Below are 12,400 nucleotides of genomic sequence, written 5' to 3' on the forward strand. Positions count from 1 at the left end.
GGCCCTCGGGCGCCGCGACCCGACGGGCGCCGCGCTCAGCCGATCAGCACCTCGCGCTCGAGCCGCGCGTAGCTCGACTCCATCCCGTCCGCCATGCCGGTCGCGAGCACGTTCTCCCGGGTCGCCGCATCCGGATAGGTGATGAGATACGCGAGCAGCGTGCCGTCCGCGACCGGGGTGAGCGTGAGCTCGTTGAGGGTCTCGGGACTCTCGGCCCCCTCGGGATCCTGCGGGGAGATCATGCGCTCCGTGGAGACGAGCCGATGGGGCGCTTCGGCTTCGACGACCACGCCGGCGAAGCCGAAGCGCTCCCCGGTCTCGTCGTTCTGCCACTCGATGCGGAGCTCCTGACCGGGCTCGGCGCCGTAGACGCACACGGGCATGCTCCAACCGGCGGGGCCGAGCTGCCAGCGCCTGAGCAGCTCCGGATCGGTGTGCGCCCGCCACACCTGCTCGGCGGAGCCGCGGATGACCCGGGAGACGCGTGCCTGGGACTCCCCGATGAGCTGCACCTGGGTCGCCCGGTCCGCGGCGAAGTCGCGCAGTTCGGCGAGCACGCCGTCGATCTGCTCCATGGCGGCGCGCATGCCCTCGACCATGCCCATCCCCTGCAGCTGCTCGAGCTCCTCGAGCGTGGCGAAGTGCGTCGTGGTGGTGAGGCGGGAGCCGAGCGCGGTCTCCGCGAAGTCGAACACCATGCGCATGTGCGGCAGTTCCGTGTTCGGGCTGCCGTCCTCCCGCGCGAAGCCGTCGCGCACCTCGAAGGCGTGCGGGGCATCGACCGAGACCCACTCCCAGTAGCCGTGGCTGCGGTCGCCCTCCGGCCCGGTCATCCAGTAGGCGCTGCGCCCGCCGGGGTACGCGTCGTGCCGCTGGAAGGTCGCGGGATACTCCGGCGGTCCCCAGAAGCGCTCGATCTGCCTCGGGTCCGTGTAGGCGTCCCAGAGCCGCTGCACGGGGACGGTGAAGTCGGCGACCACCGTGAGGGTGAGCGCTTCGGGATCGGTGACCACGTCGGTGATGGGCATGATGTCGGCCTTTCGTCGGGTGCGACGCGCCTCGGTGCGCGCCGCGGGGTCAGGGATGCTCGGCGAGGAGCGCGTCGAGGCGATCGATGCGCGCGCGCCAGAGCTGTTCGAAGTGCCCGAGCAGATCCCGGGCGCGGGCGATGGTGTCGGGGTTGCCTCGGATGATGCGCTCCCTTCCGCGCGGGGTCCGCGCCACGAGATCGGCGGCCTCCAGCACGGCGATGTGCTTCTGCACGGCCGCGAAGGTCATGTCGTAGTCGGCCGCGAGCTCCGAGATGGACGCCTCGGCGGTGAGTGTACGGCGCACGATGTCGCGCCGGGTGGCGTCGGCCAGCGCGCGGAAGATCCGGTCGACCTGCGCGTCGCTCAGCGTCGCGCCGATCGCCGCATCCGTCACCGTCCGTGCCATGCTCGCCTCCATTATGAAACCATCTGGTTGTACATTACGACGCGTGCGTCGCCGCGTCAACCCCGGGAGTGCGCTCGGCGGGCTACTCGGCGGCGGAGGGCTCGGGATCCGCGGCGCCGCCCGCGCGCCGCTTCGCCCGCCACGCGCGGAACGCGCGCCATGCCTCGAGGAGGATCGGGATGCCCGGGAGCAGCACGAGCACGATGATGAAGATCTCGCTGTACTCGCGCACGAAGGGAATGCGACCGAGGAAGTAGCCGAGGAGCGTCACGCCGACGCCCCACAGCAGCGCGCCGACCGCGTTGTAGATCACGAAGTGGCGGTAGTGCATCTTCCCCACGCCCGCGGCGGCGGGCACGAAGGCGCGGAAGATCGGCAGGAAGCGGGCGATGATGATCGCCTTCGGGCCGTGCTTCTCGAAGAAGGCATGGGTCCGCTCCACGTTCTCGGGATTGAAGAGCCGGCTCTTCTCTCTGCTGAAGATGGCGGGGCCGAGCTTGCGGCCGATCATGAAGCCGAGTTGATCCCCCGCGAAGGCGAAGCAGAACAGCAGCGTGCAGGTGAGCCAGATCGGGATGTCGATGATGCCGGTCGCGCTGAAGAGCCCGACGGTGAAGAGGAGCGAGTCGCCGGGGAGGAACGCGAGGACGAGCACCCCGGTCTCGAGGAAGACGAAGGCGCATGCGAGCACGAGCGCGATCCAGCCGCCCGCCTCGAGCAGCGTCTCGGGATCGAGCCAGTCGATGCCGAAGAGGGCCGGGACGGTCGCGATCGCGTGGAGGGCGGTGGTCGTCAGGTTCACTGCTCGGCTTTCGTCGGGGAGGGTCCGCGGGCGCGGCACCGTGTCTCAGTATGCCGCGCCCGCCTGGATGTTCTCCGGCCTCAGGCCCGTTCGGCCATCTCCACGACGTTCTGCAGCAGCAGCGCCCGGGTCATCGGGCCGACCCCGCCGGGGTTCGGCGAGACCCAGCCCGCGACGGCCGCGACGCCGGGGTCGACGTCGCCCACGACGCGGCTCTTGCCCGTCTCGGGGTCGGTCTTGCGCGAGACGCCCACGTCGAGGACGATGGCGCCCGGGCGCACGTCCTCCGCGCGGACGATCCCCTCGACGCCCGCCGCGGCGACGATCACGTCGGCGCGGCGCAGCTCCGCGCCGAGATCGGCCGTGCCCGTGTGCGTGAGCGTCACCGTCGCGTTGAACTCGCGGCGCGTGAGGAGCGGTCCGATCGGCCGGCCGACGGTCACCCCGCGGCCGACCACGACCACGTGCTTGCCCGCCCAGGAGAGCCCGTTGCGCTCGACGAGCTCGATCACGCCGCGCGGCGTGCAGGGCAGCGGGCTCGCGATGGGCGAGTTCGCGTTGAGCACGAGCCGGCCGAGATTCGTCGGGTGGAGCCCGTCGGCGTCCTTATCGGGGTCGATCCGCTCCAGGATGCGGTCGGTGTCGATGTGCTTCGGCAGCGGCAGCTGCACGATGTACCCCGTGCACTCCGGGTTGGCGTTGAGCTCGTCGAGCACGGCCTCGAGCTCCTCCTGCGTCACCGTCTCGGGCAGCTCGCGCTTGATCGACGCGATCCCGACCTCCGCGCAGTCGCGGTGCTTGCCCGCGACGTACCACTGCGAGCCCGGATCCTCGCCGACGAGCACCGTCGCGAGCCCCGGCACGACGCCGCGCTCGGCGAGCGCGGCCACCCGCTCCGAGAGCTCCTGCTTGATCGCCGCCGCGGCGGCCGTGCCGTCGAGGATCCGCGCCCCGTCTCGCTGCTCGGTCATCGCGCTCACCACTCCTCGAGGCCGGGGTACAGGGGGAAGGCGTCCGCGAGCGCGCGCACGCGGGCCGACAGCGCCTCGACGTCGCCCGTCTGCTGCAGGGTCTGCGCGATGATGTCGGAGACCTCGGCGAACTCGGTCTCGCCGAAGCCTCGGGTCGCCAGCGCCGGCGTGCCGATGCGCAGCCCGGAGGTGACCATCGGCGGGCGGGGGTCGAAGGGCACGGCGTTGCGGTTCACCGTGATGCCGACGGCGTGGAGGGCGTCCTCCGCCTGCTGGCCGTCGAGCGAGGAGTTGCGCAGGTCCGCCAGCACGAGGTGCACGTCGGTGCCGCCCGTGAGCACGTCGACGCCCGCCGCCTGCGACGCGTCGGTCGTGAGCGCGTCGGCGAGGAGCTTCGCGCCGGCGAGCGTGCGTCGCTGCCGGTCGGCGAACTCCTCGCTCGCCGCGAGCTTGAACGCGGTCGCCTTCGCCGCGATGACGTGCATCAGCGGACCGCCCTGCTGCCCGGGGAACACGTTCGTGTTGAGCTTCTTGTGCAGTTCGAGATCGTTCGTGAGGATGAAGCCGGAGCGGGGCCCGCCGATCGTCTTGTGCACGGTCGAGGAGACGACGTGCGCGTGCGGCACGGGGTTGGGGTGCAGCCCTGCGGCGACGAGGCCGGCGAAGTGGGCCATGTCCACCCAGAGCGTCGCGCCGACCTCGTCGGCGATCTCGCGGAAGCGGGCGAAATCGAGGGTGCGGGGGTACGCCGACCAGCCCGCGATGATGACCTTCGGCCGGTGCTCGAGCGCCTTCTGGCGGACCACGTCGAGGTCGACGAGGAAGGTCTCGGGGTCCACGCCGTAGGAGACGACGTCGTAGAGCTTGCCCGAGAAGTTGAGCTTCATCCCGTGCGTGAGGTGCCCGCCGTGGGCGAGCTCGAGGCCGAGGATGGTGTCGCCAGGCTCCGCGATCGCGGAGAGCACCGCCGCGTTGGCCGAGGCCCCCGAGTGGGGCTGCACGTTCGCGTACTTCGCGCCGAAGAGGGACTTCGCGCGCTCGCGGGCGAGATCCTCCGCGATGTCGACGAACTCGCAGCCGCCGTAGTAGCGACGGCCCGGGTAGCCCTCCGCGTACTTGTTCGTGAGCACGGAGCCCTGGGACTCGAGCACGGCGCGCGGCACGAAGTTCTCGCTCGCGATCATCTCGAGGGTCGAGCGCTGACGGCCGAGCTCGTTCTTGAGCACCTCGGCGATCTCGGGATCGACGACCTCGAGCGGCTCGTTGAAGAAGGCTGACTGGGTGGACATGGTGCTGCTCCTTGAGTATCTTCCCGCGCAGGCGGACTACCGGTTCGGAAATTCACGGCCCAGGCGAGCGGCCTTTCCGAGCGAGAGCGTCGTTCCCCGATGGTGACCATCTGTACGCCAGTCACGACGCCCCCAGCTTAGCAACGCGCGCGCCACGACGACAGCGCACGATGACGACGGCGCGCAGACGCTCCGCGACGGCCCGATGCGGGTCGATCCACTACCCTGGTACCTCGTGAACACGATCCCGGCAGCCGCAGCACCGTCCGAGACCCAGTGGGTCCTCACCCTCTCCTGCACCGACGGTCCCGGCATCGTCCACGCGATCAGCGGTGCGGTCGTGGCGGCCGGGGGCAACATCGCCGAGAGCCAGCAGTTCGCCTCGGCCGACACCGGGAGCTTCTTCATGCGGCTGCAGGTGGAGGCCGTGGCCGAGCCCGAGACCTTCGAGGCCCGCTTCGCCGAGGCGCTCGCGCCCGTCACCGAGCGGTACCGCATGAGCTGGCGGCTCGACACGGTCGGCCGCCCCGTGCGCACCCTCATCCTCGCCTCGACCGCGACGCACTGCGTCAACGACCTGCTCTACCGCGGGCGCGGCGGACAGCTGCCGATCGAGGTGCCGCTGATCCTGTCCAACCACGAGACCGTGCGCGACATCGCCGAGTTCTACGACGTCCCCTTCGAGCACCGCGCCATCGCCGGCGCCGACGACAAGGCGGCCTTCGAGGCGCGCGTGCTGGAGGCGGTCGCCGAGCACGACATCGAGCTCGTGGTGCTCGCCCGGTACATGCAGATCCTCTCCCCGGGGCTCTGCGAGGCGCTCGCCGGGCGCGCGATCAACATCCATCACTCGTTCCTCCCGGGCTTCAAGGGCGCGAACCCCTACAAGCAGGCGCACCGGCGCGGGGTGAAGCTCATCGGCGCGACCGCCCACTTCGTGACGACCGACCTCGACGAGGGTCCGATCATCGAGCAGGACGTGGTGCGGGTCGACCACGCCGACAGCCCCCGCGAGCTCACGCAGCTCGGACAGGACGTCGAGGCGCGGGTGCTGCGCCACGCCGTGCGCTCCTTCGCGGAGAATCGCGTGCTCGCCGACGGCGCCCGCACGATCATCTTCTAGCCGCGCGTCAGCGCCGCGTGCTCGGCGCGGAGGCCCGAGACGAGGGCGCGCAGCCCGAGCTCGAATGCGGCGTCCGCCGGCCGCGTGCCGCTCGCGGCGAGCGCTCGCTCGCGCGCCCGGTAGGCCGCGGTGAACGCCGGCACGTCCGCGCGCGGCCCGGGCTCGAACATGTCGTCGGCCGCCTCGTAGTCGAGCGCCGAGCCGAGGATGAACGATTCGAGGGCGACGATCACGGTGAGCACGCGCTCCGGCGGCCAGCCCGCGCGCACGAGCCCCGCGACGACCGCGTCGTACATGCGGGTCGTGTCCGAGCGCTCCGCGAGCGGGGTGACCGCGAGCAGCGCGATGGTCGGCGGGTGCGCGGCGAACGCCGAGCGGTAGGACCTCGCCCAGGCCTCGAGCGCCGCGTCCCAGGGCGCTGCGGCGAACACTCCGGTATCGATGCGGTCGCTGATGAGCTCCCGGACGCCGGCGATGAGATCGGCGGTCCCCGCGACGTGGTTGTAGAGCGAGGAGGGTCGCACCCCCAGCTCATCGGCGATCGCGCGCATACCCGCCCGGTCCACGCCGTGCGCGTCCATGAGCCTCAGACCCGTCTCGAGGATCAACCGCCGCGAGAGCACCCTCCGCTTCGGGCGCCCCGCGCCGCGCCGCGCGCTCGGCACCGCCACGATCGCACCTCCGCATCGTTCCGTCGGGATCGGCGGGATCGGCTCGCGTCCCGGATGGATCCGTACTATTCTCTCCCTACAGTAAACGAACTGCGTTCGTTTCGGGTGCTCCGACGGTCCCGCGACCGCTCGGGCGGACGCGGAGCGGGCGAGCGAGCGGCGAAGGAGCAGCATGAACGCCAGCAACGGCCCGGACTCCGCGGACGGAACGGCGGGGGCTGCGTTCCCGGACGGCAGCACGGCGCACGACGGCGGCACGGTATCCACCGACGGCACGGCGTCCGCCGGCGGCACGGTGTTCACCGGCGGCACCGTGATCGTCGACCCGGACCGCGACGGCGACGCGGTCACGAGCGACGCGATCGCCTTCCGCGACGGCCGCGTCCGGGCCCTCGGAGCCGAGGCTCTGGCGCTCCTCGACGCGGACCCGACCGCCTACGCCCGCATCGACCTGGCCGGCGGCACGCTCGCCCCGGCGCTCGGCGACGGGCACGCGCACCCGCTGCTCGGCGGCGTCGAAGCGCTCGGGCCGCGCATCCGCGAGGCCGCCGATCTGCCCGGCATCCTCTCGGCGGTCGCCGCGTGGAAGGCGGAGCACCCCGACGCCGAGTGGATCGTGGGCGCGAGCTACGACGCCACCTTCGCCGAGGGCGGCCTCTTCGACGCCCGCTGGCTCGACGAGGTCACCGGGGACACCCCGACGATCCTGCGCGCCTGGGATTACCACACGGCCTGGGCGAACTCCGCGGCGCTCGCGGCGGGCGGGATCACGGCGGACACGCCCGATCCCGCGCTCGGCCGCATCGTCCGCCGGGCCGACGGCAGCCCCCTCGGCACGCTCCAGGAAGCCGCGGCGAACGACTTCCTCGCCGACGTCGTGCCGGCCTTCGCGCTCGCGCAGCGCCTCGACGCGATCGAGCGCGCGACGCGCGCCTACGCCGCGCAGGGGACGACCTGGATCCAGGACGCCTGGGTCGAGCCTGGCGACCTCGAGGTGTACCTCGCCGCCGCGGAGCAGGGCCGGCTGCACACGCGCGTGAATCTGGCGTTCCGCGCCGACCCCGCGCGCTGGCGCGCGCAGCGGGCGGCGTTCGCCGCGGCCCGCGAACGCGTGCGCGGCCTCGCGCATCCGCGCCTCACCGCCGAGACCGTGAAGTTCTTCGTCGACGGCGTCGTCGAGAGCCACACCGCGGCGCTCCTCGAGCCCTACGCGGACCGCCCCGACGACCGCGGTCTGCCGAACTGGAGCCCGGACGAACTCGCCGAGGCCGCCGCGGCGTTCGACGCCGACGGCTTCCAGCTGCACCTGCACGCCATCGGCGACGCCGCCAACCGGCACGCGCTCGACGCCCTCGGGGCCGCCCGCGCCGCCGATCCGGAGCGCGAGCGCCACCACGTCATCGCGCACGTCGCGCTGCTCGATCCCGCGGACGTCGCGCGCTTCGCGGAGCTCGGGGTCATCGCGAACTTCGAGCCGTACTGGGCCCAGTGCGACGCCGTGATGCGCGATCTCACGATCCCGCACCTCGGGCACCCCCGCGACGAGTGGCAGTACCTCATCGGCTCGATCCACCGCAGCGGCGCCACCGTCAGCTTCGGCAGCGACTGGCCCGTGACGACCCTCGACTGGCGCCCCGCCCTGGCGACCGCGATCACGCGGCACGACCCGGCCGATCCCGAGGCGGCCGCCTGGCTGCCCGGGGAGCGGATCGACGCGGGCGCCGCCTACGCGGCGTACACCGCCGGCATCGCACGGCAGGCGCTCGCCCCCGATCGCGGCACGCTCGAGGTCGGCCGCGTCGCCGACGCCGTCTGGCTGTCCGCCGATCCGCTGCGCATCGCCCCCGAGGCGATCGCCGGGCTCGAAGTCCGCGGCACGTGGCTCGCGGGCAAAGCCACCTTCCGCGGGTAGCCTACTCGCAACGCGAGCCCGATCCTCACCCCTCCCGAACCCCGGCCCCATCCCGATCCAGCACCCGATTCCGACCCCGACCGCGAGCCCGCACCCCCACGAATCAAAGGAGACATCGTGAGCGACACCACGCAACCGCGCCTGAAGCGCGCGCTCGGCCTCACCGGCCTCACCCTGTTCGGCGTGACCTACATGACGGTGATCACGGTCTTCACGACCTACGGCATCGTCAACCAGGTGACCGACGGGCACCTCCCCGCCGCCTACGTCGTCGCGGTCGTCGCGATGCTGTTCACCGCGGCGAGCTACGGCGCCATGGTGCGCCGCTATCCGGTCGCCGGATCCGCGTACACCTACACCCAGCAGTCCTTCGGCGGCGCCGCCGGCTTCCTCACCGGCTGGGTCATGCTGCTCGACTACCTCTTCATCCCGATGATCAACTTCATGCTCATCGGCATCTACCTGAACACCCAGTTCCCGGCCGTGCCGGTCTGGGTGTTCACCCTCGTGGCGCTGCTGCTCGTGCTCCTGTTCAACATCCTCGGGATCACGCTCGTGAACAAGCTGAACTTCGCGATCATCGGGCTCTCCGTGATCCTCGTCGTGATTTTCATGGTGCTCGCCTTCAAGGCCGCGTTCGGCGGCGACACCTCCGTCAGCCTCATCGAGCCCTTCACCTTCGGCGAGGGCGGCATCGGCGCGGTGGCCTCGGGCGCGGCCATCCTGGCCCTCTCCTTCCTCGGCTTCGACGCCGTCTCCACCCTCTCCGAGGAGGCGAAGCACCCGCGCAAGGACATCCCGCGCGCCATCGTGCTCGCCACCCTCATCGGCGGGCTGTTCTTCATCCTCGTCTCCTGGACGGGTGCGCTCGCCTTCCAGCCCGACTGGGACTCGCTCGACGCGACCGCGATCGACGCCGCGGGCGTCACGGTGATGAACGAGATCGGCGGCACCGCCTTCACGGCGTTCTTCGTCGCCGTGTACGTGGTCGGCGCCTTCGGATCCGGCATGACCGGCCAGGTCTCCGTTTCGCGCATCCTCTACGCGATGGGCCGCGACGGCATGCTGCCGAAGCCGCTGTCGCGCCTGCACCGCCGCTTCGGCACGCCGATCGTCGCCGCCTGCATCGTGTCGTTCTTCGCGCTGTCGGCGCTCTTCCTCTCGCTCGACGTCGTCGCGTTCATGATCAGCTTCGGCGCGCTCGCGGCGTTCGCGATGGTGAACCTGTCGGTGATCCGCACGTACATCTTCCCGAAGGGCGGCCGGCGGGAGCCGCTCACCGTCCGGAGCATCCTCGTCCATCTCGTCGCGCCGCTCATCGGCTTCGCGCTCACGATCTGGCTGTGGACCTCGCTCGAGGCGACGACCTGGATCGTGGGCGGGATCTGGCTCGTCATCGGCGTGATCATCATCGCGATCGTCACCGGCGGCTTCAAGCGCCCCGTCCCGAAGATGGACTTCTCCGAGCAGGATCCGACGACCGAGCAGATCGATCAGCTCGGCGCCGACTTCCCGCTGGAGGGCGACCGCGCCTGATCCGGGCCTCATCCGGGCCGGTCCGCGTCTGATCCGGGCCGGTCCGCCCGGTCCGCCCGGATCAGACGCGGACCCTCGCCTCCCCCGTCTCCGTCCCCGTTCTCCCTCCCTCTCCCGTCTCCCTCCCCGTTCTCCCTCCCGTCTCCCTCCCCCCTCTCCCTCCCTCCCTCCCCCTCCCGTCTCCCTTCGCACGTCAGTACTTGCGACTTCCGGCCGCTCTCGGTCGCAACTCCTGACGTGCGAAGCGCGGGCGGGAAGCGAGAGGGCGGGGCGAGAAGACGCGGGATCGGGAAGCGAGGGCGGGATCGGGGAGGCGAGGGGCAGGAGGTCGCGGGCGGGAGGTCGCGGGCGGGAGGGGCGGGGATCAGCGGGCGCGGGCGGCAGCCGCCGCGCGGAGACCGTCCAGGATCAGCTGCAGGCCCGTCTCGAACGCCTGGTCCGCCGGGCTCGCGCCGGTGCTCCGGACGAGCTCCTCGCGCTCGCGATACGCCGCGCTGAACTCCGGGACGTCATCGCGCTCCCCGGGATCCATCATGTCGGGCGCCGCAGCCGCGTCGAGAGCGGAACCCAGGATGAACGACTCGAGCGCGACGAGCACGTTCAGCGCCTCACCGCGCCCCCATCCGCCGCGGCCGAGCGCGTGCACGACACGATCGTAGGCGACGCTGACGCTCGAGGTCGGCGAGATCGGCATCACCGCGAGCAGCGCCACCGTCGGCGGATGCGCCGCGAAGGCCGCCCGGTACTCGCGCGCCCAGGCGGCGAGCGCGACATCCCAGGGCGCGTCGTCGAGACCGTCCCAGGTGATGCGCTCGCCGATGAGCTCGCGGATCCCGCGGTAGATGTCGTCCTTGTTCTCGACGTGGTTGTAGAGCGCCGAAGGGCGCACGCCGAGGCTGCGCGCGATGTCGCGCATGCCGAAGCCCTGCGCGCCGTGCTCGTCGATGAGCGCGAGCGCGGCCTCGACGATCAGCACTCGCGAGAGCACCTGCTCGCTGGGCCGGCCGACCCGTCGCCGCTTCGTCTCGGCCATCCGCGCTCCGCACTCCTTCGTCCGCATTCACGCCCCGCGCGGGGCGTCCGATGCCCCGGTTCGCGCTCGGGCGTCCACGGGGCTATTCTAGTCACGCCAAAAAGAACATTGTTCATTTCGGATCCCCCTCCCCGCATCCCGCTCCGTCTCCGGAGCCCGATGCCCCGACCTTCCGCATCAAAGGAGATCATGTGAGCCAGAACACCGGGGCCCACCTCAAGCGCACACTCGGCCCGATCACGCTCACGCTGTTCGGGCTCTCCTACATGGCGATCGGCACGGTCTTCACGACCTACGGCATCGTCAACCAGCTCACCGAGGGCCACCTCGTCGACTCCTACGTCGTCGCGCTCATCGTCATGCTCTTCACCGCCTCGAGCTACGCCGCCATGGTGCGCCGCTACCCGGTCGCGGGATCCGCCTACACCTATGCGCAGCAGTCCTTCGGCGGCGCGACCGGCTTCCTCACCGGCTGGGTGCTGATGCTCGACTACCTCTTCATCCCGATGATCAACTTCCTGATCCTCGGGCTCTACGTCGGCACGCAGTTCCCCGACGTGCCCAGCTGGGTGTTCACGCTCGCCGCGCTCGTCGCCGTGTTCGTCTTCAACGTCCTCGGCATCTCCCTCGTCGGCAAGATCAACACGGTGATCGTCGTCGTGTCGCTCGCCGCGGTCCTCGTGTTCGCCGTGCTCGCCATCAAGACCGCCATCGGCGACCCGAACGCGCCGAGCCTCATCGAGCCCTTCATCCCGGGGACGGAGAGCTACAGCCCCATCTTCACCGGCGCCGCCGTGCTCGCCCTGTCCTTCCTCGGCTTCGACGCGGTCTCCACGCTCTCGGAGGAGGCGAAGCGCCCCCGCAAGGACATCCCCCGCGCCATCATGCTCACCACGATCATCGGCGGGCTCATCTTCATCTTCGTCGCCTGGGTCGGCGCCCGCGCCTACTACCTCTCCGATTGGAGCCAGGCGTCGCAGGAGCTGCTCGACGCGGCCGGCGTCGTGCTCTTCGACCACGTCGGCGGCGAGGTGCTCACCGCCATCTTCATCATCATCACGGTCGCCGGATGCTTCGGCTCGGGCCTCGCCGGCCAGGTCGCCGTCTCGCGCATCCTCTACTCCATGGGCCGCGACAGCATCCTGCCCCGCCCGCTCGGCATCCTCTCCAAGCGGTTCGGCACCCCCATCGTGGCCGCGACCACGGTGTCCGTCGTGGCGCTGTCGAGCCTCTTCCTCAGCCTCGACCAGGCCGCGTTCATGATCAGCTTCGGCGCGCTGGCCGCGTTCGCCATGGTGAACCTCGCCGTGATCCGCACCTACCTCTTCCCGCAGGGCGGCCGCACCGAACCGCTGACCGCCTGGCAGGTGATCCGCTACGGCGTGCTCCCGCTCGTCGGCTTCGCCCTGACGATCTGGCTGTGGACCTCCCTCGAGGGCCTCACCTGGATCATCGGCGGGATCTGGCTGCTCATCGGCGTCGTCATCCTCGCGCTGAAGACCGGATTCTTCCGCCGGCCCGTCCCGAAGCTCGACTTCTCGGAGGAGGAGCCGTCGACCGAGGCGATCGACGCGCTCTCGAAGGAGTTCCCGCTCGACGGCACCCGCTGAGCCGGCCGGGTCCGGG

11 protein-coding genes and 1 riboswitch are annotated in these 12,400 nt (G+C 71.2%); of the genes, 4 read left to right on the top strand and 7 right to left on the bottom strand.

The genetic code is table 11. The features are described 5' to 3' along the window. Positions 1 to 35: 35 nt before the first annotated feature. The 5 genes from MUN78_RS12975 to glyA form a co-directional block, all read right to left on the bottom strand. Positions 36 to 1,028 carry an SRPBCC family protein gene (locus MUN78_RS12975; RefSeq protein WP_244726940.1) on the bottom strand — a complete coding sequence of 331 codons (993 nt, stop codon included), beginning with the start codon at positions 1,026 to 1,028 and terminating at the stop codon, positions 36 to 38. 49 nt (positions 1,029 to 1,077) lie between these two features. Next, on the bottom strand, positions 1,078 to 1,437 hold the full coding sequence (locus MUN78_RS12980; RefSeq protein ID WP_244726942.1) for an ArsR/SmtB family transcription factor: 360 nt from the start codon (positions 1,435 to 1,437) through the stop codon (positions 1,078 to 1,080). An 82-nt stretch (positions 1,438 to 1,519) separates the two neighbouring features. Beyond that, positions 1,520 to 2,239 carry a VTT domain-containing protein gene (locus tag MUN78_RS12985; protein WP_244726944.1) on the bottom strand — a complete coding sequence of 240 codons (720 nt, stop codon included), beginning with the start codon at positions 2,237 to 2,239 and terminating at the stop codon, positions 1,520 to 1,522. A gap of 80 nt (positions 2,240 to 2,319) precedes the next feature. Beyond that, positions 2,320 to 3,210: a bifunctional methylenetetrahydrofolate dehydrogenase/methenyltetrahydrofolate cyclohydrolase gene (locus MUN78_RS12990; protein ID WP_244726946.1), complete on the bottom strand. Its 891-nt coding sequence runs from the start codon at positions 3,208 to 3,210 to the stop codon at positions 2,320 to 2,322. A 5-nt stretch (positions 3,211 to 3,215) separates the two neighbouring features. After that, on the bottom strand, positions 3,216 to 4,499 hold the full coding sequence (glyA, locus tag MUN78_RS12995; RefSeq protein WP_244726948.1) for a serine hydroxymethyltransferase: 1,284 nt from the start codon (positions 4,497 to 4,499) through the stop codon (positions 3,216 to 3,218). Between the two features lie 50 nt (positions 4,500 to 4,549). Then, positions 4,550 to 4,634: riboswitch (ZMP/ZTP riboswitch) on the bottom strand. Positions 4,635 to 4,704: 70 nt separating this feature from the next. On the opposite strand from glyA, the gene purU reads away from it, so the two are divergent. Then, positions 4,705 to 5,622 carry a formyltetrahydrofolate deformylase gene (gene purU / locus MUN78_RS13000; RefSeq protein ID WP_429952182.1) on the top strand — a complete coding sequence of 306 codons (918 nt, stop codon included), beginning with the start codon at positions 4,705 to 4,707 and terminating at the stop codon, positions 5,620 to 5,622. On the opposite strand, the gene MUN78_RS13005 is transcribed toward purU, so the two are convergent. Further along, positions 5,619 to 6,293: a TetR/AcrR family transcriptional regulator C-terminal domain-containing protein gene (locus tag MUN78_RS13005; RefSeq protein WP_244726952.1), complete on the bottom strand. Its 675-nt coding sequence runs from the start codon at positions 6,291 to 6,293 to the stop codon at positions 5,619 to 5,621. The genes purU and MUN78_RS13005 overlap by 4 nt on opposite strands. 172 nt (positions 6,294 to 6,465) lie before the next feature. Here MUN78_RS13005 and MUN78_RS13010 point away from each other — a divergent pair, with 172 nt between their 5' ends. Next, positions 6,466 to 8,205, top strand: coding sequence for an amidohydrolase (locus MUN78_RS13010; protein ID WP_244726954.1), 1,740 nt, complete (start codon positions 6,466 to 6,468; stop codon positions 8,203 to 8,205). A 117-nt stretch (positions 8,206 to 8,322) separates the two neighbouring features. Continuing rightward, on the top strand, positions 8,323 to 9,741 hold the full coding sequence (locus tag MUN78_RS13015) for an APC family permease (protein WP_244726955.1): 1,419 nt from the start codon (positions 8,323 to 8,325) through the stop codon (positions 9,739 to 9,741). 364 nt (positions 9,742 to 10,105) lie between these two features. Here the strand turns inward: MUN78_RS13015 and MUN78_RS13020 are convergent, their stop codons facing one another. Further along, positions 10,106 to 10,774, bottom strand: a complete 669-nt coding sequence (locus MUN78_RS13020; RefSeq protein WP_244726957.1) for a TetR/AcrR family transcriptional regulator — start codon at positions 10,772 to 10,774, stop codon at positions 10,106 to 10,108. A gap of 191 nt (positions 10,775 to 10,965) precedes the next feature. Between MUN78_RS13020 and MUN78_RS13025 the strand changes: the two genes are divergently transcribed. Continuing rightward, the gene (locus tag MUN78_RS13025; RefSeq protein WP_244726959.1) at positions 10,966 to 12,384 is read left to right on the top strand and encodes an APC family permease; all 1,419 of its coding nucleotides are present in this window, start codon (positions 10,966 to 10,968) and stop codon (positions 12,382 to 12,384) included. Positions 12,385 to 12,400: the final 16 nt, after the last annotated feature.

Source organism: Leucobacter allii (assembly GCF_022919155.1).
GTDB classification, from domain to species: Bacteria; Actinomycetota; Actinomycetes; order Actinomycetales; family Microbacteriaceae; genus Leucobacter; species Leucobacter allii.

Excerpts from the sequence above, each read along its gene's own strand:
- MUN78_RS12975 (WP_244726940.1), bottom strand. The coding sequence starts at position 1,028 with ATGCCCATCACCGACGTGGTCACCGATCCCGAAGCGCTCACCCTCACG.
- MUN78_RS12990 (WP_244726946.1), bottom strand. The coding sequence starts at position 3,210 with ATGACCGAGCAGCGAGACGGGGCGCGGATCCTCGACGGCACGGCCGCC.
- MUN78_RS12980 (WP_244726942.1), bottom strand. The coding sequence starts at position 1,437 with ATGGCACGGACGGTGACGGATGCGGCGATCGGCGCGACGCTGAGCGAC.
- purU (WP_429952182.1), top strand. The coding sequence starts at position 4,705 with ATGCGGGTCGATCCACTACCCTGGTACCTCGTGAACACGATCCCGGCA.
- MUN78_RS13020 (WP_244726957.1), bottom strand. The coding sequence starts at position 10,774 with ATGGCCGAGACGAAGCGGCGACGGGTCGGCCGGCCCAGCGAGCAGGTG.
- glyA (WP_244726948.1), bottom strand. The coding sequence starts at position 4,499 with ATGTCCACCCAGTCAGCCTTCTTCAACGAGCCGCTCGAGGTCGTCGAT.
- MUN78_RS13010 (WP_244726954.1), top strand. The coding sequence starts at position 6,466 with ATGAACGCCAGCAACGGCCCGGACTCCGCGGACGGAACGGCGGGGGCT.